The sequence below is a fragment of the Polynucleobacter sp. P1-05-14 genome (genome assembly GCF_018881675.1).
Taxonomy (GTDB): domain Bacteria; phylum Pseudomonadota; class Gammaproteobacteria; order Burkholderiales; family Burkholderiaceae; genus Polynucleobacter.
On record NZ_JACVPV010000006.1, the window covers coordinates 24,510 to 49,643 of the forward strand.

Genomic DNA, 25,134 nt, shown 5'->3' on the forward strand with positions numbered 1-25,134 from the left:
TTAGCGCATCGACAATTTCTTTTGTCTCATCTACTGAGAGTGTTGTCTGGGTAACAAATGCAATCTTTTCATCGGGCGGGAAAGGCAAAGAACCCACATCGCCAACTTTTTCGATTAAGAAAACGCCTTCTTTCACCTGCCCCATCGTTCCTTCAACTTCAGGATGTCCAGCATGACCAATCATCAATACCGTGAAGCCATCTTTACACATCTTGACAACCTCAAGGTGAACCTTGGTAACCAGCGGGCATGTAGCGTCATACACCTGCAAACCTCGCGCTTCAGCATCCCTACGAACTTCCTGAGAAACGCCATGAGCACTAAATACAACAATGCCCCCTTTGGGAACATCATGCAATTCATCTACGAATACCGCACCCTTCTCGCGCAACTCATTGACTACATAAGCGTTGTGCACAATTTCATGACGCACATATATTGGCGCGCCAAACCGAATGAGTGCCTCGTTGACGATATTGATAGCACGATCTACGCCCGCACAAAAACCACGCGGCTGAGCCATCAAAATTTCTGGGTTATTAAAGTCGCTCATGGTTTACAAAATCGCCACAATCTCTGCTTCAAAAGTTACCGGTCTGCCTGCCAATGGGTGATTAAAGTCAAACCAAGCGCCCTCTTCATTGATCGATTGCAGCACGCCTGCATATTGAGCGCCACCAGGCGCGTTGAACTCAATCACATCCCCCGGATTAAATTCCACGTCGTCATCGCGACCTTCTTTAAGCGCCTTCAAAGATACCCATTGCACTAAATCCTCTTTGCGCTCACCAAAACTTTCTTCCGGCGCTAGCAATGCACTTTTTTTCTCACCAATACCCAAGCCCAACAATACATTCTCAAAGCAAGGAGCAAATTGTCCAGACCCCATCAAAACCGTCGCAGGACGATCGACAAAAGTGTTGATGTAATCCTCCCCACTGGGCAAAGTGAGCCGATAGTTGAGGGTCAGATAGGAATTAGGCAAAACAGTAAGCTTAGTCATAAGGTGATTGTATCTAGGCCTGCGCTGGCTGTGCATTCCCCCATTACGGGCTGGCCAAAAAATGAGCAGCCTCGAGAAAAACTGCGCTTAAATGGCGCAGCGTCACTTTCTGATGCAGAACTACTTGCCATCTTTTTGCGGGTTGGGGTTAAGGGTAAAAGTGCTGTTGCACTAGCTAAAGATCTACTGCATCACTTTGGGAGCCTCCCTCGACTATTGGCCAGCACCCCCGAAGAATTCACGCGCCTACATGGCATGGGGCTTTCCAAATGGTCTCAAATTCAGGCGGCATATGAGCTAGTTAAGAGAAGTCTAGAGGATGGCTTGACCCATGACCCTATCTTTTCATCGCCCAACCATGTCAGGGAGTTCTTGCAGGCCAAAATTGGCCGTCTCCCCCATGAGGTCTTTCTGTGTCTCTACTTAGACTCCCGGCTTCACCTGATTGAGTGTGATGAGCTTTTTAGGGGGTCTATTACCCAAACAGCCATCTACCCCCGTGAAATCCTAAAAGAAGCCCTTGCTAAAAATGCTAGCGCCCTCATCGTGGCCCACAACCACCCCAGTGGCAATCCATTACCGAGCGAAGCAGATCAAAAACTCACCAAAGTATTAGCAAATGCCTTGCAACTGGTAGATATTCAGCTCTTGGATCACTGTATTGTGAGTGGCAGCGGTTTTTTCTCTTTTTCTGACTCTGGGCTTATGGATATTGGTCTTAAATGATAGTAAATGCTAACTTGATAGGTAATTTTCTACCTAGATACCCCCTTTATACTGAATTCCCCCCAAACAAAGCCATTTAGGGCTAGCCGAAAATAGGCTGAGGCTGATACAATCTTCTTTTTTCGCAATTAATGGAGTTATGTCATGGCAAAAGTTTGCCAAGTCACTGGGAAGAAGCCGATGGTTGGCAACAATGTATCCCATGCAAACAATAAAACGAAGCGTCGCTTTTTGCCGAATTTGCAAAATCGTCGTTTCTGGGTTGAATCTGAAAACCGTTGGATTAGCTTGCGCTTAACCAATGCTGGTTTGCGCGTTATCGACAAGAACGGCATCGATGCTGTGTTGTCTGATCTTCGTGCACGTGGCGAAATTTAAGGAGCGCACAAATGGCTAAAGGCGGCAGAGAAAAAATCAAGTTAGAGTCATCAGCAGGTACTGGTCACTTCTATACAACTTCAAAAAACAAGCGTACAAAGCCTGAGAAAATGGAGATCATGAAATTCGATCCAACTATTCGCAAGCACGTTGCTTACAAAGAAACAAAGCTGAAGTAATTTTTACTTCAAGCAATAAAAAACCCGCTGAAGTAGCGGGTTTTTTATTGCCTAGAAATTCTTCCAAGCGCTTGGTTTGCAATTTATCTTTAGGCGTAACGACGCAATCTCAAAGAGAACTCACGCAGACTTGTTAAGCCACTGTCTTCAGCGCGCTGACACCAAGCATGCAGCTGAGAAAGCAATTGCTCTTTAGTGGCGTTAGAGCGACCCCAGATAGCCTGTAGCTCACGACGCATCTCAATCATTTTGCGTAGCTGAGCATTACTCGCCATGAGCTCTTCAAGCTTTGCTTTCTCTTGCTCAGTTAAACGAGATTCATCCTTAGCTAGCCAAGTACGCGCATCACTTAAATGCGTTGCCAAGACTTGCATGTGCTGCACTTCATTGCCAAAGAAGTTACGCAATGTCTTGCTATAACGAGCCATGATTTCATAACGGTTTGCAATGATAGCCTCTAGGGTGCTTTGATCAGCAGGACGCAAATCGCTTAGTACCGGCTTAGGCGGCGTCTTCTTCACAGTAGCCAAGCCAACTGCGCTCATGATCTGAATATACATCCAACCAATATCGAACTCATACCACTTGTTCGACAGCTTCGCACTCGTTGCAAAGGTGTGATGATTATTGTGCAGCTCTTCGCCACCAATCAAAATACCCCAAGGCACAATGTTTCGGGAAGCATCTTCGCAATCAAAATTACGATAGCCCCAGAAGTGACCAACACCATTAATGATGCCGGCTGCGGTAATTGGAATCCAGAGCATTTGCACTGCCCAAACTGTTAGGCCAACCGCGCCAAACAAAAACACATCGATGATGAGCATGATGGCAACGCCCTGCCAAGAAAACTTAGAGTAGATGTTGTGCTCGATCCAGTCATCTGGAGTACCGTGACCAAATTTATTCAAGGTCTCTTGATTGGCCGCTTCTTTTTTATAGAGCTCAGCGCCACGAGAGAGCACTGTATTGATACCCAAAACCTGTGGGCTATGAGGATCATCAACTGTTTCACATTTAGCGTGATGTTTGCGATGGATGGCCGCCCACTCTTTGGTAACCATGCCGGTTGTTAGCCAAAGCCACAAACGGAAGAAGTGAGAAACAATGGGATGCAGATCCAAAGCCCGGTGGGCTTGGCAGCGGTGCAAGAAAATCGTTACCGCAGCAATCGTGATGTGCGTAACGATTAAGGTGAAAACAACTATCTTCCACCAAGACCAATCCAAATATCCATTAGCAAGCCAATGGAGGAACAAATCAAAACCTGAAGCTGTATTCAAAAGGGAATCCCTAAAGAGGTCTAAAACTTTATTTTAGTTCTTTAGGGGCCTTCTTGTTTTTGACCTTAGTCTCTTTTTGAGGGTCTTTTTCTGACTCGGCAACTGGGGCAGCAGCTTTTTTCTGGAATACAGCCCCAAAAAAGCCATCGGTTCCATGAATATGGGGCCATAACTGCCACCAAGGATTATCCGAGCTACAACCTACTGGTAATTTATCCTTAGGAAACAATGGCTTAAGAACTTCAGCTGCCGGAACAGCCTCAAATTGAGGATGTTTTGCCAGAAAATCTTCGGCAATAGCTTGATTCTCCTGGGGTAACAGGCTGCAGGTGGCATAAACCAAGCGTCCGCCTGGTTTTAGCAAGCGCGCAGCAGAGGCCATGATATTCATCTGCTTCTGATTGAGCTCCAAGACTCCAGCGGGGGTCTGGCGCCATTTCAGGTCGGGATTGCGGCGCAAGGTACCCATGCCACTACAAGGGGCATCCACTAGGACACGATCAATCTTGCCGGCCAAGCGTTTGATCTTGGCGTCATTCTCACTATCAATCCACACTGGATGCACATTAGAAAGGCCACTACGGGCCTGCCTTGGCTTCAAATTCGCTAAACGACGCTCTGATGTATCTAAAGCATACAAACGCCCTGTAGAGCGCATGATCGCCCCAATCGCCAAAGTCTTGCCGCCAGCTCCAGCGCAAAAGTCAACAACCATCTCACCACGTTTAGGTGCAAGTAAGTAAGCCAAAAGCTGACTACCCTCATCTTGAACTTCAAACATACCGGCTTTAAAACCAGCAGTATTTTGCAGAGCAGGTTTGCCCATAATGCGCACGCCATCAGGCGCGTAAGGAGTTGGAATTGCTTGATAGCGACCGCCCAATGCATTCATCTGCACAAGCAGTTCTTCGCGATTGGTTTTCATGGTGTTCGCACGTAAATCTAACAGTGCTGGATGCATTAATGACTTAGCCAACTCTTCACGAGTCTCTTCACCAGGATATTTTCCAAATGCATCCCATAACCACTCTGGCAAATTGTTGCGCACGAGAGGATTTAATGCCGAAGGATCAACCGTTGCAAAACGTTGCAGCCACTCATATTCACCAGGCTTAAGAACGTGTGCCAAGTCGGCGATAGCGCTCTCTGCACGATTAGCAGAACCCAATCCACCCTCCGACAGAGCAGACAGCAAACCCAATAGGGCTAAGCGTCTAGGCTGAGAGCCTTCGCCGCTCGAAGCAAATTGAGAGAACTCATTTTTACGACGCAAAATGGCGAACGCACTCTCAGCAATCAAAGCACGATCGCGATTTCCTAGTTGTTTTTCTTCTCTGAAATAACGACTGACTACTCGGTCAGCTGGCTGTTCAAAACTCAGCAATTCGGGAAGTAAGCGCTCAAGATGAATTGCATGCTGCGGCAATGCTTTTGCATTGGAAAAATTCTTTTGGCCTTCTGGCGCAATTAAATTACCACTGGCATTGCGACGCTCAGGACGACGCAGCGGATCTTTCGATTTCGTTGCATAACTTTTATGGGGGGCTAGTCTGCTGCCAGATCTGCGGGGTGGACGTTCTGCACTCATAATTTAAAAAATTGCGACTCCGGGGGTTGTAACTTCACTTGATTACCTTCTATGCGCAATCGTCCATCGAGGAACCATTTTACGGCCCGCGGGTAAATTTGATGCTCAGCAGCTAAAACACGAGCGGCCAAGGTGTCTGCATCGTCACTTTCCAGCACTGGAACTGAGGCCTGACAAATTATCGGACCCTCATCCACACCCTCATTCACGAAGTGAACGGTGGCGCCATGCTCCTTCACGCCAGCCTCCAGAGCCCGCTCGTGGGTATGTAAACCAGGGAAGGCAGGCAATAAAGCTGGGTGGATATTGATCAAGCGGCCCTCAAAATGGCGAATAAAGCCTGGAGTCAAAATTCTCATAAAGCCTGCAAGAACCACCAAATCAGCCCCTAAGGCATCAATCTGCGCAATTAAGGCAGCATCAAAGGATTCACGGGTCGCGTGCTCTTTATGCTCAATGGTAAAGGCCGGAATACCCTGCGAGCGAGCAAAATCAAGGCCCTTAGCCGCCGAGTGATTCGCTATAACCCCAGCAAAAGTGACTGGCCATTGCTCTTTTTGAGCTATTTTGACGATGGCCTCGAAATTAGATCCGCGGCCGGAGATTAAGGTGACGATAGAAGGCATGCCCACAATATAATTGATGGCTACCCTGAAAGCGATTTTGTGAACGTATTCCGTGGCCCCACCCAGTTTTCTGCAGGACCTGCTTGTGCCCTAACCATCGGTAATTTCGATGGCGTGCACAGGGGTCATCGCGCCCTGCTCAAGGAGTTGGTTGATGGCGCCAAGGATCAAGGTCTGGTCAGTTGCGTAATGACCTTTGAGCCACATCCAAAAGAATTCTTTTCACCCGAACAAGCCCCTCCCCGCATTCTGAATTTGCGAGACAAATTAGCCGCACTTGCCGAACTTGGTATGGATCGTGTTGTTGTAGAGCACTTCAACTCTGCTTTTGCCAAACTGTCGCCCGAAGAATTTGTTTCAGAAATTATTGTCAAACGGCTGAACGCTAAATGGATTTTGATTGGTGATGATTTTTGCTATGGCGCAAAACGTGCAGGGAACTTTGCCAGCTTGAAAGCTGCTGGTGAAAAATATGGCTTTAAAGTCTCTAGCATCCAAACCATTCAAGAAAATGGTGAGCGTATTTCTAGTTCTGCACTACGCACTGCGCTAGCTTGTGGTGATATGCAGTTAGCGGAAAAATTGTTAGGTCGTCCTTATGGAATTTCTGGCCACGTGATTCATGGTCAACAGCTTGGACGTCAGCTTGGATTCCCCACTTTGAATTTAGCAGTTGCCAATCATCTCCACCATCGCAAGCCAGCAACCACTGGGATATTTACTGCACAGGTTTTAGGTCTAACCGATAACCCCCTTCCAGCAGTGGCTAGCCTGGGCGTCAGACCAACAGTAGAAGATGAAGGCAGAGTGTTGCTGGAAACTCACATCTTTGATTACAACGCGGATGTTTACGGAAAAATTATCACCGTAGAGCTATTAGAAAAAATCCGTGATGAGGCGAAGTACCCAGACCTCGAAACCCTTACACAAGCGATTGCAGCAGATGCAGCGCATGCCAGAAATTATTTCCAGAAAAAAGCTTATGTCTGAAAAAGAAAACTCTTATCCCGTTAATCTTCTAGATACCTCCTTCCCAATGCGAGGAGATTTAGCTAAGCGCGAACCACAATGGGTCGCTGGCTGGCAAAAGAATAAGCTCTACGAAAAGATTCGTGCGGCCCATGCCAATCAACCAAAGTTCATCTTACATGATGGCCCTCCTTATGCAAATGGCGATATTCATATCGGACACGCAGTAAACAAGATTTTGAAAGACATGATTGTCAAGTCACGCTGGCTCATGGGCTTTGACTCTGTTTATGTACCCGGCTGGGATTGTCATGGCATGCCGATTGAAATTCAGATTGAAAAAGAATTTGGCAAGAACTTACCAACCGCTGAAGTGCAAGCTAAAGCGCGTGCCTATGCTCATGTTCAAGTTGAAAAACAGAAGAAAGATTTTGAACGCTTAGGTGTATTAGGTGATTGGAATAACCCCTACCTCACTATGAACTTCCGCAATGAGGCTGATGAAATTCGTGCCCTTGGGAAAATCTGGGAAAAAGGATATGTCTTCCGTGGCTTGAAACCAGTGAACTGGTGCTTTGATTGTGGCTCCGCACTAGCTGAAGCCGAAGTAGAGTACCAAGATAAAACCGATCCCACGGTGGATGTAGGTTTTGCCTTTGATGATGCGCAGCGCCCACAGCTGGCAAAAGTATTTGGACTTGCCGAGCTATCAAATAAACCAGGTCAAATTGTCATCTGGACAACAACCCCTTGGACCATTCCCGCCAACCAAGCAATGAATGTCCACCCAGAACTAACTTACGCTTTAGTAGATGTTGGAAACAAGTTATTAATTCTGGCAAAGGACCGAGTTGAGATTTGTTTGCAAGACTATGGCCTAGAGGGCGAAGTGATTGCCACTTGCCAGGGTGCTCAATTGGCAAACATTTCTTTCTGGCATCCGCTAGCACCATTACACGAAGGCTATAAAAGACTCTCACCAATTTATCCCGCAGAGTACGTTACGCTCGATACGGGTACCGGCATTGTTCACTCAGCGCCCGCCTATGGTGAGGAAGACTTTAAATCCTGCAAAGCCAATAAGCTTGCCGATAAAGACATTCTGAATCCAGTCATGGGCAATGGAGTGTACGCATCATGGTTGCCGCTATTCGCCAATGAATACATCTGGAAAGCAAACCCGAAGATTGTTGAAGCAATGCGCGAAGCAGGCAGCCTTCTGCGTGATAAAACGTATACCCACTCTTATATGCATTGCTGGCGTCATAAATCCCCAATTATTTATCGCGCAACCTCACAATGGTTTGCAAGCATGGATAAGAAGCCGTCTGATGGCAAAGCCAGTTTGCGCGAGACTGCATTAGCAGGGATCGATAGCACTGAGTTCTTCCCAGCATGGGGCAAACAACGCTTAAGCAGCATGATTGCCAATCGCCCTGATTGGACTTTGTCACGTCAGCGCCAATGGGGCGTGCCAATGGCGTTCTTTGTACACAAGGAAAGTGGTGAGCCACATCCACGCACTGTTGAACTGCTCGAAGAAATCGCTAAGCGCGTGGAAAAAGAAGGTATTGAAGCCTGGCAAAAATTGGAAGTTGCCGAGCTTCTGGGCGAAGAAGCTGCACAGTATGAAAAGAACCGTGACACCCTAGATGTCTGGTTTGATTCTGGAACAACCCATTGGCATGTCATTCGTGGATCGCACCGTGATGAGTTATTAACCGCTGACGCAGAAACACCCAACGGTCGCTTGGCTGATTTATATCTCGAGGGTTCAGACCAACATCGCGGCTGGTTCCACTCCTCCTTGTTAACGGGCGCCATGCTCGATGGCAAACCACCATATAAAGCACTCCTTACGCATGGCTTTACCGTCGATGGTCAAGGCCGTAAGATGAGTAAATCGGTGGGTAATGTCATTGCGCCCCAACAAGTTGCCGACAAGCTTGGTGCTGAGATTATTCGCCTCTGGGTTGCCTCTACAGACTACTCTGGCGAAATGACGATCTCAGACGAGATTCTCAAACGCGTTACCGAGAGCTATCGTCGTATTCGCAATACTTTGCGCTTCTTATTGGCTAACCTATCAGATTTTGATCCTAGCAAGCACACGATGCCTTCTGGGCAGTGGCTTGAGATTGATCGCTACGCAGTTGCTCTTGCCAATCAATTGCAGAGCGATACTGAAGCGCATTACAAAGCATATGAATTCCAACCAGCAGTAGCTCGCATACTATCCTTCTGCTCCGAGGATTTGGGCGGCTTTTATTTGGATATTCTGAAGGACCGCCTCTACACGAACGCACCCGACTCTCCTGACCGCCGCGCTGCTCAGAACGCCCTATTCCATATCACCCGCAATCTCTTAAAATGGCTATCACCATTCCTCTCCTTCACCGCAGAGGAAGCCTGGAAAGACTTCCCCCATGGTTCAGGCAGCAAGCCTGCAGAATCAATCTTTATGGAAGAGTTTGGCAAGCTCCCTGAGATTGCTCATGCTGAGGAATTGCTTGCCAAGTGGAATCGTATACGTGAAATTCGCTCCGAAGTGACTAAGGCAATTGAGCTTGAGCGCGAAGCAGGTAATGTAGGCTCATCATTGCAAGCTGAACTCACGATCAAAGTCAGTGATGTTGATTTCGCTATCCTGCACTCATTAGAGGATGATTTACGCTTTGTAACCATCACCTCTGGCGCCAATATAGAACTAAATAATGAGGGGTTAGAAGTTTTGGTACGTGGTAGCCAATATAAAAAATGTGGGCGCTGCTGGCATCACACCAAAGAAGTAGGAAGCAATGCCGATCACCCAGAATTATGTGGTCGCTGCATTAGCAACTTGTTTGGTGATGGCAATCATCGCCTCTTCGCTTGAGTAGTAACTATATGAAAAGTCTTGCACTACCTCGTTATCTAGCAATTGCTGTCATCATGCTATTGCTAGATCAACTTAGCAAGTGGTCGGCGCTCATTAATTTGCAAATGGGCACTCCTGAACCGGTTCTTCCTTTTCTAAACTGGTTGCTTCTCTTTAATCCTGGCGCAGCATTTTCATTTCTGTCGCAAGGCTCTGGTTGGCAGCGCTGGTTCTTCACCATTCTTGGGCTAGCGGCATCCGTTTACATTATTTGGATGCTATATAAAAACCAAAGCGATAAGCTACTCTGCATAGCCTTAAGCTTCATTCTGGGTGGCGCACTTGGTAATGTCTTAGATCGCGTGATGTATGGTGCTGTAGTCGACTTTATTGACTTACATTATGGCAATTGGCATTGGCCCGCATTTAATGTGGCCGATAGCGCCATCTGTATCGGTGCAACCCTCATTATTTGGGGTGAATTACGCAAGTCATTTGGCAAATCTGCCCAATCCCATTAAGCTGGCGCCATGCAATCACTTATTAATAAGAAGATCGTTCTCGGAATCTCTGGTGGGATAGCGGCCTATAAAGCCCCTGAGCTTGCACGTCAACTCATGCAAGAAGGCGCATCCGTACAAGTAGTGATGACCGAGGCTGCACAGCAATTTGTGACCCCTGTAACTATGCAAGCCCTCACAGGTAATCCGGTTTACTTGAGTCAATGGGATAGCACCATTCCAAACAATATGGCGCACATTGAGTTATCACGTTCTGCAGATGCCATTCTGATTGCCCCTGCAAGCGCTGATCTCATGGCCAAGCTTTCTCTGGGCTTAGCTGATGACTTATTGACCACCTTATGCCTTGCAAGAGATTGCTCTCTATTGCTCACGCCGGCCATGAACAAGCAGATGTGGGAGCATGCGGCCACCCAAAGAAGCGTCAAACGACTTGCAGACGATGGCGTTATCCTTCTTGGGCCTGCCAACGGCTTCCAAGCTTGTGGCGAAGTGGGCATGGGCAGAATGCTTGAGCCTACAGAAATCACTGAGCAAGTCATTGCCTTCTTTCAGAAAAAAGTATTGGCCGGCAAAAAAGTATTAATTACTGCAGGCCCCACATTTGAAGCAATTGATCCAGTGCGCGGCATTACCAATCACAGCTCGGGCAAGATGGGTTTTGCTATTGCAAGAGCTGCTGTTGAGGCTGGTGCCCAAGTCCATTTAATTGCTGGACCGTGTGACATCAATACTCCGCTTGAAGCTACTGGAAAAATTACCCGTACCAATGTCGTTAGCGCCAAAGAAATGCATGCAGCCACTCTGAACGCAGCTGACTGCGATATTTTCTTTGCAGTCGCCGCCGTCGCTGACTGGGGTATTGCCAAGCCTGCCAAAGAAAAGATGAAACGCCAAGGTAACCAAGCACCTCATTTAGAGTTTTCAGCTAACCCAGACATTCTGCTTGATGTTGCTAAGACAGTGAAAACTAAAGGTGGTAAGCCATACCCCTATTGCGTAGGCTTTGCAGCAGAGTCAACGGATCTAGAAAAGCATGCCGATGAGAAGCGTCAGCGCAAAGGTATTCCGATGATTGTTGGCAACATCGGTCCCGATACATTCGGCAGCGACCTCAATCAATTGCTCGTGATTGACACCAGCGGCAGCAAAAAAATTGCTAAAGCAGAAAAGCTTCGGCTCGCACGCCAACTCATTGCGCTAGTTGCCAAGAAAATTTAAATCCCCGTTTTAGGAACATCATGCAATCTCTCCAAGTCAAAATTCTCGATGAACGTATGCGCGATCAGTTGCCAAGCTATGGCACCCTTGGCAGCGCTGGATTAGATCTGCGCGCCTGTATTGACGAAGCGATTGAAATTGCCCCTGGTCAAACAGTGCTTGTGCCTACTGGATTGGCGATCTATGTTGAAGATCCGCGCTATGCGGCCTTTATTCTGCCGCGCTCTGGCTTAGGCCATAAGCACGGCATTGTGCTCGGTAACTTAGTGGGTTTAATTGACTCAGATTATCAAGGCCAGCTAATGGTGAGCACTTGGAATCGCGGCTCCACCACATTCAAGCTCGAGCCGATGGAGCGTTTGGCTCAGTTGGTTGTCATGCCAGTACAACAAGTAGAGCTCAAGGTAGTTGAAGAGTTCACCGAGAGCAGTCGTGGCGCCGGTGGCTTTGGTAGCACAGGACGCGCCTAATTAAAATACTCTAACGAGTAGTAGCGGGCGCTCTTTTGCGACTAAGCGCTAAGGGCAGAAAACCCAGAAGCAAACCTCCAACTCCCATCATGATAGTAAATGCATCAAAAGTGGGGATGCTGTAAATTCCAACGAATACCATGAATGCGCCTGAGAACCCAGGCCATAAAACATATGCCATCGCTGACCCGAAGCCAGCGTTGAGTTTTTTCCTGTAATGCCAAGCACAAGCAAAACCAGTCAAACTCATATAAAAACAAATCTGAAATCCAATTGCCAAAATAGAGCTGGTTAAGATTGCTTTCACTGAAGGCATAAAGGATGAGGAAAAAAGCAACACCACCCCTAAAAACCAAATAACAAAAGTAGCTACCCAAGGGGTCTTATATTGGTCATGCACTTTTGCGTAGACGGGATGCAACATACCATCTCGCGCCATTGCAAACATGCTGCGACTGAACTGCAAAATTTGAGTCTCTATCGTTCCGACCGTGCTAAATATGGTGCAAAAGACTGCAAGATAACTCCAGGGTGCCGGGAATAATTTATTGGCAATTGCAAAAAGGACATTGGTACCAGAGTTGGCAATTTCACGATCAGTTAAGACCATTAAAACCACAACCATCATCAGCACAAAGAAAAGCATCATATTCAGTACCGACCAAAATGCCCCCTTACCTGCAGCCCCATCTGTGTTTTTTTGTCCACCCTTACTCTCCTCGCTTAAGTTCATAGTGACATCCCAGCCCCAGAAGAAAAAGATGGCTGTAAGCGCACCCGTAGCAAATAGTTGCGGAGAAAATGAGAGCGGAGAAATCCATACAAAGGAAGGTGGGTGCGCCGGATTTGACCAGTAACTCATCAGTCCACCAGCAATCAGGACGAATAAAATTACAGACTCAAAAAGAGTGAGCGCGATTTGCATAAAACTGGAATGCTTTATGCCCCGCCCAACAATTAATGAAACCACCGTCAACCAGACGGCAGCTATTGCGGAAATGAGTTGGGTGTTTTCAGCTTGATCGGGAGCGATAAGCAGCAAGGTCGAACTGGCCGCAGGAATGGTTGCTGAAACCATGAAAAAAATAGAGGCAATCAATAAACCCCAGCCAGCAAAGAATCCCCAAGCAGGTCCAAAAACATGGCCCACCCAAGCATAGGCAGCACCAGCATTAGGCTGAATCTTGCTCAAATGAATGAAAGCTAGGGTGATCCCAAACATGATGAGACCGCAATACAAAATGCTCCCTACAGATAAAACACCGACCGAGGCAACAATAGCGGCGCTAGTTACGGCAACACTAAAGGCAGGTGCAGTCCCCGCAATACCCATAATGATTGACTCAAATACGCCTAGTGAATTTTTTGCCAAACCATCGGATGAGCTCATATGTAGAAATATTGCTTAAATTGCCTAAAGAAGAGATTCTATTCTTAAATAACCTGAGCGACGAACTTCAGCACATTGCTTGCAAACAAGCAGTAAAAAAGCCACCCGAAGGTGGCTCTTCTTAGATTACAAATTACTTACTTGCGAATATGGGCCTTACGAGCCGCATCTTGTGACATGCCTGCACCAGCGCCTTCACGAGATTCTTTTTCAGCAGTAATTTCTTTACGGCGCTCTTTGCAAGAACCAGCAATCTCCTGCAAAGCCTTACGAGCACGTGCTGCAGAAGCTTTAATACCTTTGCCTTGAAACTTTTCATTCTCAGCTTTGTAGTTTTCAAAAGCTTCTAGTAATTTATCGTGATGAGACATATCTTCCTTTTTTGGGTGGTTTTTATTTAAAAAATTAGCGAATTAAATTTCTTCAGCAGGCGCTACATCAGCCTTAGAACGTTTTCCTGGTAATACTGGAGCATCAAAGTTCAATAGGACTTTGCCATCAGCATCAATATCAACATCCACATGACCGCCTTGAGCTAACTTACCAAACAGTAGCTCATCAGCAAGTGCCTTACGCACAGTATCTTGAATGATGCGCTGCATCGGACGAGCGCCCATTAAAGGATCGAAGCCATGCTTTGCCAAATGAGCTCGCAAGGCAGGGCTAAAGGTTGCATCCACCTTCTTCTCATGGAGTTGCTCCTCTAACTGCATCAAGAACTTATCAACCACGCGCATGATGATCGACTCATCAAGAGCTTTGAAGGAAACAATGGCATCCAAGCGATTGCGGAACTCTGGCGTAAAGAACTTCTTGATATCAGCCATCTCATCACCAGACTCACGCGCATTGGTAAAGCCAATGGTTGATTTCTGCATTGCCTCAGCGCCGGCATTAGTAGTCATGATGATGATCACGTTACGGAAATCAGTCTTACGGCCATTGTTATCCGTCAAAGTGCCATGATCCATCACCTGCAAGAGAATATTGAAAATATCTGGGTGAGCTTTTTCAATTTCATCAAGCAAGAGCACGCAATGTGGTTTCTTATTTACGGCCTCAGTGAGTAAACCGCCCTGATCAAATCCTACATAACCTGGAGGCGCGCCAATCAAACGACTCACTGCATGACGTTCCATGTACTCGGACATATCAAAACGGAGCAACTCAATACCCAAAATATAGGCAAGCTGTTTAGCAACCTCAGTCTTACCAACACCAGTTGGTCCGGAGAACAAGAATGAACCAATAGGACGATCGATCTTGCCTAGACCAGCACGAGTCATTTTGATAGCACTAGCCAAGGCCTCGATTGCAGGATCTTGACCAAAGACCACACTCTTAATGTCACGATCCAGAGTTTGCAACTTACTACGGTCATCGACTGTGACTGATTGTGGCGGTATGCGCGCAATCTTTGCCACAATTTCCTCAATCTCTGGGCGACCAATAGTTTTCTTCTGCTTGGACTTGGGCAAAATACGTTGAGCGGCACCGGCTTCATCGATGACGTCAATCGCCTTATCTGGCAAATGACGATCATTGATATAGCGAGCAGAAAGTTCTGCAGCAGCGACTAGAGCGCCAGCCGCATACTTCACGCTGTGATGCTCTTCAAAGCGAGACTTTAAGCCGCGTAAGATTTGTACTGTTTGATCTACGGTTGGCTCTACAACATCTACCTTCTGGAAACGACGTGATAAAGCTGCATCCTTTTCAAAGATGCCACGGTATTCCGTAAAGGTGGTTGCACCAATACATTTCAGCTGGCCATTAGACAAAGCAGGCTTCAATAAATTGCTTGCATCCAATGTGCCACCAGAAGCTGCGCCTGCTCCAATCAGCGTATGAATCTCATCAATAAATAAAACACCATGAGTGTGATCTTTGAGTGACTTGAGAACACTCTTCAAGCGTTGCTCAAAATCACCACGATATTTAGTGCCCGCTAAAAGAGCACCCATGTCTAAAGAGTAAACAGTCGCGTTAGCCAAAATATCCGGCACGTCGCCCTTCACAATTCTCCAGGCTAAGCCCTCAGCAATTGCTGTCTTACCTACGCCAGCCTCGCCCACCAATAGCGGATTATTTTTGCGACGACGGCAGAGCACTTGAATCACGCGCTCTACCTCGCTCTCGCGCCCAATTAATGGGTCAATCTTGCCTTGACGGGCCATCACATTGAGGTTCTGGGTGTATTGCTCAAGAGGGCTTTCTTTACCAGAAGATGCAGATTCCTCAGTCTCCTGCGAAGGCTCAACGGGCTTTACATGCTCTGACTGATCTTTACGCACACCATGACTGATGAAGTTCACGACATCTAAACGGGTAACGCCCTGCTGTTGCAAGAAATAAACCGCATGCGAATCCTTTTCACCGAAGATAGCAACTAGCACATTTGCGCCGGTCACCTCTTTCTTGCCATTTGATGTTGACTGCACGTGCATGATGGCGCGTTGAATCACACGCTGAAATCCCAGCGTGGGTTGCGTATCCACCTCATCATTCCCTGGTACTACAGGTGTGTTGTCGTTAATAAAGTTTTTGAGTTGAGCGCGTAGCTCCGCGATATTGACTGCGCATGCCTTTAAGACCTCTACCGCAGTAGCGTTATCTAACAAGGCCGCAAGCAAATGCTCGACCGTAATGAACTCATGTCGCGATGCCCTTGCGTCAACAAACGCCATGTGCAAACTCACTTCTAATTCTTGGGCAATCATGCTTCCTCCATAGTGCACTGTAGTGGGTGACCCGCTTCACGGGAGAGTTCGATAACTTGATGCACTTTCGTAGCGGCAACATCGCGGGTAAATACTCCGCAAACACCCTTGCCAACTAAATGTACTTGCAACATGATGCGTGTAGCTGTTTCATGATCCTTATTAAAATACTCCTGAATCACCATCACCACAAATTCCATTGGCGTGTAATCGTCATTCATTAATAAAACTTTATACATCGAAGGCGCCTTAACTTGCTCAATTTGCTTTTCGAGCAGAAGGGTATCTTCAACGTACGGATTGCTGGGGTTGCCAGTGGTGGGATTTTTGGGGGCGCGACTCATGAGAAACATTCTAAACACAGATATCCAAACTTTAATTTACAGGGGTCATGTTGCGAAAAACACGCAAAAACCCCTCTTAAACCCATATTGGGGCATTTTTCGATAAAAAAAGGGGTAATTACTAGGGGGTAGGGGCATATAACTCCTTGACACCCCTCCAAAAAGGGCAAACAATCGGGGGGTAGGCTTCAAGAGAGGTTCTATTTAGGCGTGTTGTGGATTGAGACTGATTAAAAAGTATTTACCCTCATCACGGTTGTTTTAAGTTTATGTAATGGAGTTCGCATGGCGACCGGAATTGTTAAGTGGTTCAATGATGCAAAAGGTTTTGGCTTTATCAAACCTGATGATGGTGAAGAAGAGTTGTTCGCGCATTTCAGCGCAATTACTATGCCTGGGTTCAAAACCCTCAAGGAAAACCAAAAGGTAACGTTTGACATTACCCAAGGCCCTAAAGGCAAGCAAGCTACCAATATCCAAGCGGCTTAATAGTCCTTAGATCATTATTAAAAACCCAGGATTCGTTCCTGGGTTTTTTTTCGTCTGCAATTTGTCTCACTTAAAATACAAAGCATGTCTATATCAATCTCCAGTACCTCACAATCATTGCGCCAAGTATTTTCTACTGCGCTCTTTCTTTACTCCACCCTAACGCTCGCCCAGGTTAACGTCGGTCTACCCACCATTGAATTAAAGACGGGCATCTACCGTATTCAGGCTGAGCTTGCCGATACACCAAAGGCTAGAGAGGTTGGTCTCATGAACCGCACCAGCATGCCAAGCAATTCTGGAATGTTATTTATATTCGAACAAAAAGCTGGTCACTGCTTTTGGATGAATAACACTAAGATTCCACTCTCGATTGCGTTCATTGCGGATGATGGCAAGATTGTGAACATTGAAGAGATGCAGGCTGAAACCACCAATAACCACTGCCCTAAAGCAGCTGTGCGCTATGCGTTGGAGATGAATAAGCAGTGGTTCTCTGAGCGTGTGATCGTCCCAGGGACAGTTGTTACGGGTTTGCCGAGAAATTAATTCAACAACACTCAAATCCATTGATGTTGGGCCAATAAAAAACGCAGACCGAGGTCTGCGTTTTGCTTGTGGGCACCTTTGATTTATTCAAAATGGCAAACGTAGTGCACTGGTTGCTCAGCACGAATAATGAAGTAACCACCCTTTTCCACTTCCCAGCTTTGACCGGCCTTGAACTCTTGCTCAGGGGCACCATTGATGCTGACGAAAGCACTGCCATCAACCACTTCCATAATCTCGCTAGTGCTTAAGTCAAAACGCAAGGTGCTTGGCAGTACCACACCGACTGACTTACGCACGCCATTAGGCAAGGTCACAGTATGAGAAACACACTTGCCATCAAAAAATACATTGGCCTTCTTGCCTACGGAAACTTGATCAAATTGCATGCCGATTCTTTCTATTCTGTTAGGTTCTAATAGTTTGCTTGTTTTATTGTTTTTTATTTCTTGGCGCGCTTACGTCTAGCTGTTTCGGCAATACGCATACGTAATGCATTGAGCTTAATGAAGCCGCCAGCATCCGCTTGGTTGTATGCGCCACCATCATCATCAAAGGTTGCAATATTTTGATCAAACAAAGTATTGGCAGAGTCACGTGAAATCACAGAGACGGAACCTTTGTAGAGTTTGAGGCGAACTACGCCGTTAACAGCCTGCTGCGTATGGTCAATCAAGGTTTGGAGTGCGAGACGCTCTGGCGCCCACCACAAACCGTTGTAGATCAAGCTTGCATAACGAGGCATCAAATCATCCTTTAAGTGGGCTACTTCACGGTCCAAGGTGATACTTTCGATACCACGATGAGCCTTTAGAAGAATGGTGCCACCAGGCGTTTCATAACAGCCACGGCTCTTCATGCCAACAAAGCGGTTTTCCACTAAGTCGAGGCGACCAATGCCATGTTTGCCACCAAGACGATTTAATTCAGCTAACAACTCGTGTGGCTTATAGGCTTTGCCATCAATTGCTACTGGGTCGCCAGCCTTGAATTCGATTTCGATAATTTCTGGGGCATCTGGGGCCTTTTCAGGAGAAACGGTCCAACGCCACATAGACTCCTCTGCCTCTGCGTTTGGATTCTCAAGGTGACGACCTTCATAGCTAATGTGCAAGAGGTTCGCGTCCATTGAGTACGGTGAACCGCCTTGCTTATGCTTCATCTCAACCGGAATGCCATGCTTTTCTGCGTAAGCCATCAACTTCTCACGTGAAAGAAGATCCCATTCACGCCAAGGAGCAATTACCTTGATTCCCGGTTCAAGGGCGTAGTAACCTAATTCAAAGCGAACTTGGTCATTCCCTTTGCCGGTCGCGCCATGCGATACAGAGTCAGCACCAGTTAAGCGAGCAATTTCAATTTGGCGCTTAGCGATTAATGGCCGCGCAATAGAGGTGCCCAATAAATACTCGCCTTCGTAAATCGTATTCGCACGGAACATTGGGAACACAAAGTCACGAACAAACTCTTCGCGCAAGTCATCAATAAAAATGTTTTCAGGCTTGATGCCAAATTGCAAAGCCTTAGCACGTGCTGGTTCCAGCTCTTCGCCCTGACCTAAGTCAGCGGTAAAAGTCACGATCTCGCAGCCATAAGTATCTTGCAGCCACTTCAAGATCACGCTGGTATCTAGACCGCCGGAATATGCTAAGACTACTTTTTTAATATCGGACATATTTTTCTTATTTAATCAAAATTAATGAAAACGAATTACTTATTCTTTGCTAACTATTTTATTGCTGAAGTTTTATTACTTAATCTAAACGACCACAGAGTAAATACTCCATTAGGGCTTTTTGGACATGCAAACGGTTTTCGGCCTCTTCCCAAACAATACTTTGAGGCCCATCAATCACTCCTGCTGAAACTTCTTCACCGCGATGTGCTGGCAAGCAGTGCATAAATAGTGCGTCAGGCTTAGCCAAGGACATCAGCTCTTCATCCACCATCCAGTCTTGGAAAGCATTCATACGTAAAGTATTTTCGTCTTCATAACCCATACTGGTCCAGACGTCGGTACTCACTAGGTCAGCACCTTTGCAGGCTTCTTTAGGATCGGCACAAATCGTCAAATGCTTTACAGCTTGCGGCGATAAACGTGTTGCTTCTAACTGATAACCTTCTGGCGCAGAGAAGCGCAACTGAAAATCTAAACATTCAGCTGCTTGTATCCAGGTGTAGGCCATATTATTGGCATCACCTACCCAAGCTACCGTCTTTCCTTGAATCGGGCCACGGGCCTCTACAAACGTGAAGATATCGGCCAATACTTGGCAAGGGTGAAATTCGTTAGTCAGGCCATTAATTACCGGCACTCGTGAATTAGCAGCAAAGCGCTCAATAATGTCTTGGCCAAAGGTGCGAATCATGATGATGTCCGTCATACGTGAAATAACCTGAGCAGCGTCCTCTACAGGCTCGCCACGACCCAACTGAGTATCTCGGGTGTTCAGGTATACCGCATGACCACCAAGCTGATGGATGCCTGCCTCGAAGGAGAGGCGAGTCCGGGTGGAATGCTTCTCAAAAATCATGGCCAAAGTGCGGTCATGCAGTGGATGCCAGGTTTCATAGCTCTTGAATTTGGCCTTAAGCCACGCCGAACGCTTGAGTAAATAATCGTACTCCTCACGAGTCAGATCAGAAAACTGCAGGTAGTGCTTTACCTTACCGGGCACTTGAGGCTTTGCCAGCGATGTCATAGTTGAGCTTTCTACTAAAGTTTTGGCTTGCATTTTTTTCTTCAAACATTCGGCTGCACGAAAATAGACCCTAAAGCCATCTTACGGCCAACTTGGGCTGTTAAGCTAGAGGACTTAGTAATTCCATTTCTTACAACCATCATTACGCGAACTTGAACCACAAAAAGCTTTTCATTCAAGGCATTACCACTTCTGGCAAACCATTTCGGCCCAGCGATTGGGCGGAGCGTCTGTGCGGGGTGATGGCTACTTTTCGCCCCCCGGGTGACTCCGGGGACCCTCGCTTCACTTATTCGCCCTATGTCAGACCAGTGCTTATTGCAAAAGTGAAATGCGTTGTTATTGATACTCGACTGAGGGACCTAGATCCTCGAGCGCTAGACTTTGTCATGAACTTTGCCAAAGACAATAGCCTACCAATCGAAGAGGCGTGTGAGTTCAACCCAACAACCCCAACCCAGCCTTAAAAACAAAAACCCGCTCTGATGAGGAGCGGGCTTAGGTCGAAACTACTTCGACCAGCCTAAAACTAAAACTGTATTACGCTGCCATCGCCTTGATAGCTGCAGACAAACGTGACTTCTGACGAGCTGCAGTGTTTTTGTGAGCAATCTTTTTGTCAGCAATCTTGTCGATTGTTGCTTGGGTTGCCGCGAAAACTTTCGCAGCAGAAGCTTTGTCACCAGTTTCAATCGCTTTACGAACTGCCTTAATGGAAGTGCGGAGCTTTGAACGCAAACTGGAGTTATGTTCGTTTTGTTTTACTGCTTGGCGTGCACGCTTGCGCGCTTGTGCTGTATTGGCCATCTTTAAACCTTGCCTCTATAAAATGCAAAATGCGATTAGTTAAAAATCTTGCGGACTTGCCAAAATCATAAGCAAGCTCGCCAAAACCCAAGATTTTACCTTAAAGGGGCAAAAAAGCCCAGCCGACCGATAAATAGGTGAAAATCGCCTCATGAATCTGCTTTCTGCCGCTGCCAAGGTCAGCTCCCTAACCATGCTGTCCCGTATTACGGGCCTGCTCCGGGAGACCCTCATTGCCCGTAGTTTTGGGGCCTCCGAGTGGACAGATGCCTTTAATGTTGCTTTTAGGCTACCCAATTTGCTACGTCGGCTATTTGCCGAAGGAGCCTTTTCTCAAGCTTTTGTGCCGATTTTGGGCGAAATTGCCACAAACGAAGATCAAACTAAGGCCAAAATCCTCATAAATGCGGTCGCCACGCTCTTATTTTGGGCTTTGCTGCTCACGGTACTGCTAGGAGTCATTGGTGCCCCAGTACTCATTCTGGTGATTGCTACCGGGTTTAAAGGTGGTCCAGCCTATGACGCCAGCGTCGTTATGACCCAAATCATGTTCCCCTATATTGGACTGATTTCTATGGTCTCTCTCTCAGCAGGGATCTTGAACACTTATCACCGCTTTGCAATTCCGGCATTTACGCCTGTCTTGCTCAACCTTGCTTTAATCGGTAGCGCCATCTTTTTGGCTCCCCACTTAGAGCAGCCAATTTATGCCTTAAGTATTGGTGTTTTGCTTGGCGGAATACTCCAGCTTGCCCTTCAAGTTCCAACGCTTGCTCGACTCGGCCTATTGCCTCGTATTGGTTTGTTACCTGGCGCCATTAAATCAGCCGTCACCAACCCGGAAGCTAGGCGCGTCATGAAATTAATGGGCCCAGCAGTTTTTGCAGTCTCTGTTGCGCAAATCTCTCTGATCATTAATACGAATATTGCTTCGCGTCTGCAGGCAGGAAGTGTGTCATGGTTATCTTACGCAGATCGCTTGATGGAATTTCCAACAGCATTACTGGGTGTTGCCTTGGGAACCGTTCTTTTACCAAGTCTCAGTAAGGCCAACGCCAAAAATGATTTAGTACATGCTGGTGAGTTACTCATCTGGGGATTGCAGCTCACCTTCCTGCTAGCTGCACCTTGCGCAATTGCACTCTTTATCTTTGGCGAGCCTTTAGCGGCGGTCTTGTATCACTACGGCAAATTCAGTGCGCTTGATGTCTTGATGACGCAACGTGCATTAGCGGCTTATGGGGTTGGCCTCATTGGTTTGATTCTGGTGAAAATTTTGGCGCCTGGATTTTATTCACGTCAAGATATCCGCACACCCGTGAAGATTGGGCTACTCGTTTTAGTAGCCACTCAGTTAGCCAATCTAGTATTCGTACCTTGGCTTGGTCATGCTGGCCTTGCCCTTTCAGTTGGCACTGGTGCTTGTCTGAATGCCGCCTTGCTCTGGGTTGGACTGCATCGACGCGGAGCCCTGCCGAATTCAGGCTGGATCAAGTATCTCGGTCAGCTATTTCTAGCGCTCATCCCCTTCGCAGCAGTGCTTTTTTATGCTGCTGGCACACACAATTGGATTGCCCTCCAAACTGAGCCATGGCTGCGCATTGGCTTGGTGGGAACATGGCTAGGTCTTGCCGCCATTGTTTACTTCGCATCCCTGGGCTTGGTTGGAATTCGCTGGCAAAAATTCTTGCGTCATGCAAAATAGCCAGTATGCCAACACAACAACTCGACTATTTCACCTCCCTAGTTGCTGAAGACGAACATCTGCCACTAACGGAAGCAGCAATTGCTGTCGCACAGCACGCCTATCCTGATCTTGATGTTCAAGGGGTACTCGATCAAATTGATGAGATGGGTAACAAACTCAAAACTCGCATCACGCCGGATACCTCACCCGTTCAGCGCTTACAAATTTTGAAGCATTTCTTTTATACCGAGTTGGGTTTTGGCCCAAATCCAAATGATTTTTATGCTCCCGAGAATTCGTACTTGCATTACATTCTCGAAAATCGCAGAGGGATCCCCATCTCATTAGCGATTTTGATGATGGAATTAGGCAATCAAATTGGTTTGAAAATTCGGGGGGTTTCATTTCCAAATCACTTCATGATGCGCATCTCTTTGCAGCAGGGTGAAGTCATCATGGATCCCTTGACTGGTGAATCGTTATCAAAGACTCAGTTACAAGAAATGCTCGATCCCTACTTAGACGCTAAAGGCTATCGGGGTGACTTGAGTCTGCCGCTCAATATATTCCTGCGCGCCTCTAGCTCGAGAGAGATTCTGTCGCGCTTTCTAAGAAATCTCAAAATGATTTACTCGGAACATGAGCGCTGGGAGCGTTTACTAGGCATTCAAGAGCGCTTGGTGATCCTGTTACCAGACTCTATTGAAGAGATTCGGGACAGGGGTTTGATTTTTGCGCAACTTGAGTACTTACGTCCCGCATTGGCGGATATGCATCGCTATCTCAGCGAAGTTCCAGAAGCTGAGGATGCTGGCGACATCCGCGAGCACATTGCCACACTTGAAAGTCAAACCAAGCTGCACTAAAGCCGATTGGGCGTTAGTGTTAGTGCTTTGGTTTTTAAACCTCTGTTAGTTTTTATTGCGCTGAAAAATTTTATAGCCTGCTGCAAATAACACTGGCACAGCAGCTGCACCCACGCCAACCAGCACGATCACATTGAGGTTCTGACGGATAACGGGAATATTGCCAAAGAAATAGCCAGCAACTAACAACCCAAAGACCCACAACGCCGCACCAGTGATATTGAATAACTGGAAGCGTGAGAAGTTCATCTCGGATACGCCGGCAATAAAAGGTGCAAAGGTACGAATAATTGGCAAGAAGCGGGCAAGGATGATTGTTTTGCCACCATGCTTTTCATAAAACGCGTGGGTTTTTAATAAAGCGCCTTGATCAATCCAGCGCGATTGACTACTGAACACCCTTTTACCAATCCAACGACCAATGAAGTAGTTCACCGTATTACCCGCGACTGCAGCAATCAATAAACCCATACACAAGGTCCAGATATTGAAATGCTCGGTAGCGCAATAGGCACCTGCAATGAATAAGAGTGAGTCTCCAGGCAAGAAAGGTGCAACCACTAAGCCTGTTTCTGCAAAAACAATAGTAAATAGGAGGCCATAGGCCCAAGGACCGTATTGCTGAATCACCATATCTAGATGTTTATCAATATGCAGCAATAAATCACTGATTTGCAAAAGGGTATCCATCAACTCGCTCTCTAACTTATGGGTTGTTGCGGATATTAACAGGCTCTTATAATCAGGTATGCCAACTGAACCCTACATTCAGCCTATGCATGCTCCCGATGAAGTCTCAACGCTTTGTATTGTTGGGCCCACTGGAGCAGGCAAAACCCATCTCGCCATGTCTTTGGCTGCGTATGCTAAATCCATTGGCCTAACGATTGAACTTATCAGTATGGATTCTGCTTTGGTCTATCGGGGTCTAGATATCGGGAGTGCCAAACCAACTAAGTCAGAACAAGAAGCGGTTATTCATCATCTGATTGACATAATCGATCCTACTGAAGTGTATTCAGCGGCCCGTTTTGCTAATGATGCAAAACGTCTTTGCACCGAGATTCGCGCGCGAGGCAATACTCCAGTGGTGGTTGGCGGAACGATGTTGTATTGGCGGGCATGGGCGCATGGCCTCTCCTCGCTCCCTCCAGCAAATCCAGAAATTCGTGCTCGCTTGGATGAAGAGGGTAAAGCCATTGGCTGGCCAGCAATGCACGACAAGCTTGCCAAGATTGATCCTGAAACTGCAGCACGCTTAAAGCCAAATGATTCTCAGCGAGTGCAGCGCGCTCTAGAAGTTTATGAAATTACTGGCAAACCGATGTCTATATTACTGGCCGACTCACCCAGTGAAGATGGCAGAGAAGGCTCAGCGATTCCGTCATGGATTAAGTTAGTTTCACTTGAACCAAGCGATCGTAAGCGATTACATCTGAACTTAGAAAGGCGTTTTGATGAAATGCTTGCCGCTGGATTTATGGATGAAGTCAAAACTCTGCGTACCAATACTGGATTGCATGCGGATCTTCCAGCGATACGTTCGGTTGGTTATCGCCAAGCTTGGGAGTTTCTCAATGGTGAAATTGATGCTGAAGAAATGCGCTACAAAGCATTGGCAGCCACGCGCCAACTTGGTAAGCGTCAACTGACTTGGCTGCGTGCAATAGATGGAAGAAGCACATTTGACCCCTTCAACCCGGAAGAACTGAAGGCGGCATTAGATTACTGCAAAAGCAATCTCATCCAAAAATAAAAA

Annotated in this window: 28 protein-coding genes; 14 read left to right on the forward strand and 14 right to left on the reverse strand. The window is 46.9% G+C overall.

All coding sequences use genetic code 11. The features are described 5' to 3' along the window. Both ispH and ICN37_RS04115 read right to left on the reverse strand, forming a co-directional pair. Positions 1 to 553 (reverse strand): 4-hydroxy-3-methylbut-2-enyl diphosphate reductase (gene ispH / locus ICN37_RS11530; protein WP_255538460.1); only part of this gene is annotated, 553 nt, incomplete at its 3' end. A gap of 3 nt (positions 554 to 556) precedes the next feature. Continuing rightward, on the reverse strand, positions 557 to 1,003 hold the full coding sequence (locus ICN37_RS04115) for a peptidylprolyl isomerase (RefSeq protein ID WP_215320866.1): 447 nt from the start codon (positions 1,001 to 1,003) through the stop codon (positions 557 to 559). Between the two features lie 3 nt (positions 1,004 to 1,006). Between ICN37_RS04115 and radC the strand changes: the two genes are divergently transcribed. From radC to rpmG, 3 genes are all read left to right on the forward strand, one after another. Then, positions 1,007 to 1,729, forward strand: a complete 723-nt coding sequence (gene radC, locus ICN37_RS04120) for a DNA repair protein RadC (RefSeq protein ID WP_215320869.1) — start codon at positions 1,007 to 1,009, stop codon at positions 1,727 to 1,729. Between the two features lie 144 nt (positions 1,730 to 1,873). Further along, a complete protein-coding gene (gene rpmB, locus ICN37_RS04125) occupies positions 1,874 to 2,107 on the forward strand; it encodes a 50S ribosomal protein L28 (protein ID WP_011903570.1) in 234 nt (77 codons plus the stop codon). 11 nt (positions 2,108 to 2,118) lie between these two features. Beyond that, a complete protein-coding gene (gene rpmG, locus ICN37_RS04130; protein ID WP_015421876.1) occupies positions 2,119 to 2,286 on the forward strand; it encodes a 50S ribosomal protein L33 in 168 nt (55 codons plus the stop codon). A gap of 89 nt (positions 2,287 to 2,375) precedes the next feature. Here the strand turns inward: rpmG and ICN37_RS04135 are convergent, their stop codons facing one another. The 3 genes from ICN37_RS04135 to purN are packed head-to-tail and all read right to left on the reverse strand — an operon-like array spanning position 2,376 to position 5,783. Next, the gene (locus ICN37_RS04135; RefSeq protein WP_216155099.1) at positions 2,376 to 3,569 is read right to left on the reverse strand and encodes an acyl-CoA desaturase; all 1,194 of its coding nucleotides are present in this window, start codon (positions 3,567 to 3,569) and stop codon (positions 2,376 to 2,378) included. Positions 3,570 to 3,597: 28 nt separating this feature from the next. Further along, positions 3,598 to 5,157, reverse strand: a complete 1,560-nt coding sequence (locus ICN37_RS04140) for an RsmB/NOP family class I SAM-dependent RNA methyltransferase (RefSeq protein ID WP_216155101.1) — start codon at positions 5,155 to 5,157, stop codon at positions 3,598 to 3,600. Next, entirely contained in the window at positions 5,154 to 5,783 is a 630-nt protein-coding gene (gene purN, locus ICN37_RS04145) for a phosphoribosylglycinamide formyltransferase (RefSeq protein ID WP_215320875.1), read from the reverse strand. The genes ICN37_RS04140 and purN overlap by 4 nt, the downstream gene beginning before the upstream one ends. Positions 5,784 to 5,822: 39 nt before the next feature. Between purN and ICN37_RS04150 the strand changes: the two genes are divergently transcribed. The 5 genes from ICN37_RS04150 to dut are packed head-to-tail and all read left to right on the forward strand — an operon-like array spanning position 5,823 to position 11,821. After that, positions 5,823 to 6,773, forward strand: coding sequence for a bifunctional riboflavin kinase/FAD synthetase (locus tag ICN37_RS04150; protein WP_216155103.1), 951 nt, complete (start codon positions 5,823 to 5,825; stop codon positions 6,771 to 6,773). Further along, the gene (gene ileS / locus ICN37_RS04155; protein WP_370623814.1) at positions 6,748 to 9,627 is read left to right on the forward strand and encodes an isoleucine--tRNA ligase; all 2,880 of its coding nucleotides are present in this window, start codon (positions 6,748 to 6,750) and stop codon (positions 9,625 to 9,627) included. The genes ICN37_RS04150 and ileS overlap by 26 nt, the downstream gene beginning before the upstream one ends. Positions 9,628 to 9,638: 11 nt before the next feature. Continuing rightward, positions 9,639 to 10,130 (forward strand): signal peptidase II, encoded by a 492-nt coding sequence (gene lspA / locus ICN37_RS04160; RefSeq protein ID WP_216155107.1) that lies wholly within the window; start codon positions 9,639 to 9,641, stop codon positions 10,128 to 10,130. A gap of 9 nt (positions 10,131 to 10,139) precedes the next feature. Beyond that, the gene (gene coaBC, locus ICN37_RS04165; RefSeq protein ID WP_216155109.1) at positions 10,140 to 11,351 is read left to right on the forward strand and encodes a bifunctional phosphopantothenoylcysteine decarboxylase/phosphopantothenate--cysteine ligase CoaBC; all 1,212 of its coding nucleotides are present in this window, start codon (positions 10,140 to 10,142) and stop codon (positions 11,349 to 11,351) included. 20 nt (positions 11,352 to 11,371) lie between these two features. Next, positions 11,372 to 11,821 carry a dUTP diphosphatase gene (dut, locus tag ICN37_RS04170; protein ID WP_216155111.1) on the forward strand — a complete coding sequence of 150 codons (450 nt, stop codon included), beginning with the start codon at positions 11,372 to 11,374 and terminating at the stop codon, positions 11,819 to 11,821. A gap of 10 nt (positions 11,822 to 11,831) precedes the next feature. Here dut and ICN37_RS04175 read toward each other — a convergent pair whose 3' ends face one another. The 4 genes from ICN37_RS04175 to clpS all read right to left on the reverse strand — a co-directional run bounded on the left by ICN37_RS04175 (position 11,832) and on the right by clpS (position 16,284). After that, the gene (locus ICN37_RS04175) at positions 11,832 to 13,211 is read right to left on the reverse strand and encodes an APC family permease (protein WP_255538461.1); all 1,380 of its coding nucleotides are present in this window, start codon (positions 13,209 to 13,211) and stop codon (positions 11,832 to 11,834) included. 137 nt (positions 13,212 to 13,348) lie between these two features. Continuing rightward, a complete protein-coding gene (locus ICN37_RS04180) occupies positions 13,349 to 13,582 on the reverse strand; it encodes a hypothetical protein (RefSeq protein ID WP_072582836.1) in 234 nt (77 codons plus the stop codon). A 42-nt stretch (positions 13,583 to 13,624) separates the two neighbouring features. After that, the gene (gene clpA, locus ICN37_RS04185) at positions 13,625 to 15,931 is read right to left on the reverse strand and encodes an ATP-dependent Clp protease ATP-binding subunit ClpA (protein ID WP_215320888.1); all 2,307 of its coding nucleotides are present in this window, start codon (positions 15,929 to 15,931) and stop codon (positions 13,625 to 13,627) included. Next, positions 15,928 to 16,284, reverse strand: a complete 357-nt coding sequence (clpS, locus tag ICN37_RS04190; protein WP_072582834.1) for an ATP-dependent Clp protease adapter ClpS — start codon at positions 16,282 to 16,284, stop codon at positions 15,928 to 15,930. The genes clpA and clpS overlap by 4 nt, the downstream gene beginning before the upstream one ends. A gap of 276 nt (positions 16,285 to 16,560) precedes the next feature. Here clpS and ICN37_RS04195 point away from each other — a divergent pair, with 276 nt between their 5' ends. Both ICN37_RS04195 and ICN37_RS04200 read left to right on the forward strand, forming a co-directional pair. After that, a complete protein-coding gene (locus tag ICN37_RS04195) occupies positions 16,561 to 16,764 on the forward strand; it encodes a cold-shock protein (RefSeq protein ID WP_011903586.1) in 204 nt (67 codons plus the stop codon). Positions 16,765 to 16,848: 84 nt separating this feature from the next. Next, entirely contained in the window at positions 16,849 to 17,313 is a 465-nt protein-coding gene (locus tag ICN37_RS04200; RefSeq protein WP_215320890.1) for a DUF192 domain-containing protein, read from the forward strand. A gap of 83 nt (positions 17,314 to 17,396) precedes the next feature. On the opposite strand, the gene ICN37_RS04205 is transcribed toward ICN37_RS04200, so the two are convergent. From ICN37_RS04205 to argF, 3 genes are all read right to left on the reverse strand, one after another. Next, entirely contained in the window at positions 17,397 to 17,702 is a 306-nt protein-coding gene (locus ICN37_RS04205; protein ID WP_216155113.1) for a pyrimidine/purine nucleoside phosphorylase, read from the reverse strand. A gap of 53 nt (positions 17,703 to 17,755) precedes the next feature. Next, positions 17,756 to 18,988, reverse strand: a complete 1,233-nt coding sequence (locus tag ICN37_RS04210; protein WP_215320894.1) for an argininosuccinate synthase — start codon at positions 18,986 to 18,988, stop codon at positions 17,756 to 17,758. A 79-nt stretch (positions 18,989 to 19,067) separates the two neighbouring features. After that, positions 19,068 to 20,015 carry an ornithine carbamoyltransferase gene (argF, locus tag ICN37_RS04215; protein ID WP_215322353.1) on the reverse strand — a complete coding sequence of 316 codons (948 nt, stop codon included), beginning with the start codon at positions 20,013 to 20,015 and terminating at the stop codon, positions 19,068 to 19,070. A 152-nt stretch (positions 20,016 to 20,167) separates the two neighbouring features. Here argF and ICN37_RS04220 point away from each other — a divergent pair, with 152 nt between their 5' ends. Further along, positions 20,168 to 20,482, forward strand: a complete 315-nt coding sequence (locus tag ICN37_RS04220; protein WP_215320896.1) for a DUF3579 domain-containing protein — start codon at positions 20,168 to 20,170, stop codon at positions 20,480 to 20,482. A gap of 73 nt (positions 20,483 to 20,555) precedes the next feature. Here the strand turns inward: ICN37_RS04220 and rpsT are convergent, their stop codons facing one another. After that, positions 20,556 to 20,822, reverse strand: a complete 267-nt coding sequence (rpsT, locus tag ICN37_RS04225) for a 30S ribosomal protein S20 (protein WP_071466054.1) — start codon at positions 20,820 to 20,822, stop codon at positions 20,556 to 20,558. A gap of 151 nt (positions 20,823 to 20,973) precedes the next feature. On the opposite strand from rpsT, the gene murJ reads away from it, so the two are divergent. Both murJ and ICN37_RS04235 read left to right on the forward strand, forming a co-directional pair. Next, entirely contained in the window at positions 20,974 to 22,527 is a 1,554-nt protein-coding gene (murJ, locus tag ICN37_RS04230) for a murein biosynthesis integral membrane protein MurJ (RefSeq protein WP_216155115.1), read from the forward strand. Between the two features lie 5 nt (positions 22,528 to 22,532). Further along, positions 22,533 to 23,375 (forward strand): SirB1 family protein, encoded by an 843-nt coding sequence (locus ICN37_RS04235; RefSeq protein ID WP_215320899.1) that lies wholly within the window; start codon positions 22,533 to 22,535, stop codon positions 23,373 to 23,375. Between the two features lie 45 nt (positions 23,376 to 23,420). Here ICN37_RS04235 and ICN37_RS04240 read toward each other — a convergent pair whose 3' ends face one another. Further along, positions 23,421 to 24,065, reverse strand: a complete 645-nt coding sequence (locus ICN37_RS04240; RefSeq protein WP_216155117.1) for a VTT domain-containing protein — start codon at positions 24,063 to 24,065, stop codon at positions 23,421 to 23,423. 58 nt (positions 24,066 to 24,123) lie between these two features. Between ICN37_RS04240 and miaA the strand changes: the two genes are divergently transcribed. Further along, positions 24,124 to 25,131, forward strand: coding sequence for a tRNA (adenosine(37)-N6)-dimethylallyltransferase MiaA (gene miaA, locus ICN37_RS04245; RefSeq protein ID WP_216155119.1), 1,008 nt, complete (start codon positions 24,124 to 24,126; stop codon positions 25,129 to 25,131). Positions 25,132 to 25,134: the final 3 nt, after the last annotated feature.

What these genes read in the sequence shown, in the direction of transcription:
- ICN37_RS04115 (WP_215320866.1), bottom strand. Translation starts at nt 1,003, where the DNA reads ATGACTAAGCTTACTGTTTTGCCTAATTCCTATCTGACCCTCAACTAT.
- rpmB (WP_011903570.1), top strand. Translation starts at nt 1,874, where the DNA reads ATGGCAAAAGTTTGCCAAGTCACTGGGAAGAAGCCGATGGTTGGCAAC.
- rpmG (WP_015421876.1), top strand. Translation starts at nt 2,119, where the DNA reads ATGGCTAAAGGCGGCAGAGAAAAAATCAAGTTAGAGTCATCAGCAGGT.
- ICN37_RS04140 (WP_216155101.1), bottom strand. Translation starts at nt 5,157, where the DNA reads ATGAGTGCAGAACGTCCACCCCGCAGATCTGGCAGCAGACTAGCCCCC.
- purN (WP_215320875.1), bottom strand. Translation starts at nt 5,783, where the DNA reads ATGCCTTCTATCGTCACCTTAATCTCCGGCCGCGGATCTAATTTCGAG.
- lspA (WP_216155107.1), top strand. Translation starts at nt 9,639, where the DNA reads ATGAAAAGTCTTGCACTACCTCGTTATCTAGCAATTGCTGTCATCATG.
- coaBC (WP_216155109.1), top strand. Translation starts at nt 10,140, where the DNA reads ATGCAATCACTTATTAATAAGAAGATCGTTCTCGGAATCTCTGGTGGG.
- dut (WP_216155111.1), top strand. Translation starts at nt 11,372, where the DNA reads ATGCAATCTCTCCAAGTCAAAATTCTCGATGAACGTATGCGCGATCAG.
- ICN37_RS04175 (WP_255538461.1), bottom strand. Translation starts at nt 13,211, where the DNA reads ATGAGCTCATCCGATGGTTTGGCAAAAAATTCACTAGGCGTATTTGAG.
- ICN37_RS04180 (WP_072582836.1), bottom strand. Translation starts at nt 13,582, where the DNA reads ATGTCTCATCACGATAAATTACTAGAAGCTTTTGAAAACTACAAAGCT.
- clpA (WP_215320888.1), bottom strand. Translation starts at nt 15,931, where the DNA reads ATGATTGCCCAAGAATTAGAAGTGAGTTTGCACATGGCGTTTGTTGAC.
- clpS (WP_072582834.1), bottom strand. Translation starts at nt 16,284, where the DNA reads ATGTTTCTCATGAGTCGCGCCCCCAAAAATCCCACCACTGGCAACCCC.
- ICN37_RS04195 (WP_011903586.1), top strand. Translation starts at nt 16,561, where the DNA reads ATGGCGACCGGAATTGTTAAGTGGTTCAATGATGCAAAAGGTTTTGGC.
- ICN37_RS04200 (WP_215320890.1), top strand. Translation starts at nt 16,849, where the DNA reads ATGTCTATATCAATCTCCAGTACCTCACAATCATTGCGCCAAGTATTT.
- ICN37_RS04205 (WP_216155113.1), bottom strand. Translation starts at nt 17,702, where the DNA reads ATGCAATTTGATCAAGTTTCCGTAGGCAAGAAGGCCAATGTATTTTTT.
- ICN37_RS04210 (WP_215320894.1), bottom strand. Translation starts at nt 18,988, where the DNA reads ATGTCCGATATTAAAAAAGTAGTCTTAGCATATTCCGGCGGTCTAGAT.
- argF (WP_215322353.1), bottom strand. Translation starts at nt 20,015, where the DNA reads ATGACATCGCTGGCAAAGCCTCAAGTGCCCGGTAAGGTAAAGCACTAC.
- rpsT (WP_071466054.1), bottom strand. Translation starts at nt 20,822, where the DNA reads ATGGCCAATACAGCACAAGCGCGCAAGCGTGCACGCCAAGCAGTAAAA.
- murJ (WP_216155115.1), top strand. Translation starts at nt 20,974, where the DNA reads ATGAATCTGCTTTCTGCCGCTGCCAAGGTCAGCTCCCTAACCATGCTG.
- ICN37_RS04235 (WP_215320899.1), top strand. Translation starts at nt 22,533, where the DNA reads ATGCCAACACAACAACTCGACTATTTCACCTCCCTAGTTGCTGAAGAC.
- ICN37_RS04240 (WP_216155117.1), bottom strand. Translation starts at nt 24,065, where the DNA reads ATGGATACCCTTTTGCAAATCAGTGATTTATTGCTGCATATTGATAAA.
- miaA (WP_216155119.1), top strand. Translation starts at nt 24,124, where the DNA reads ATGCCAACTGAACCCTACATTCAGCCTATGCATGCTCCCGATGAAGTC.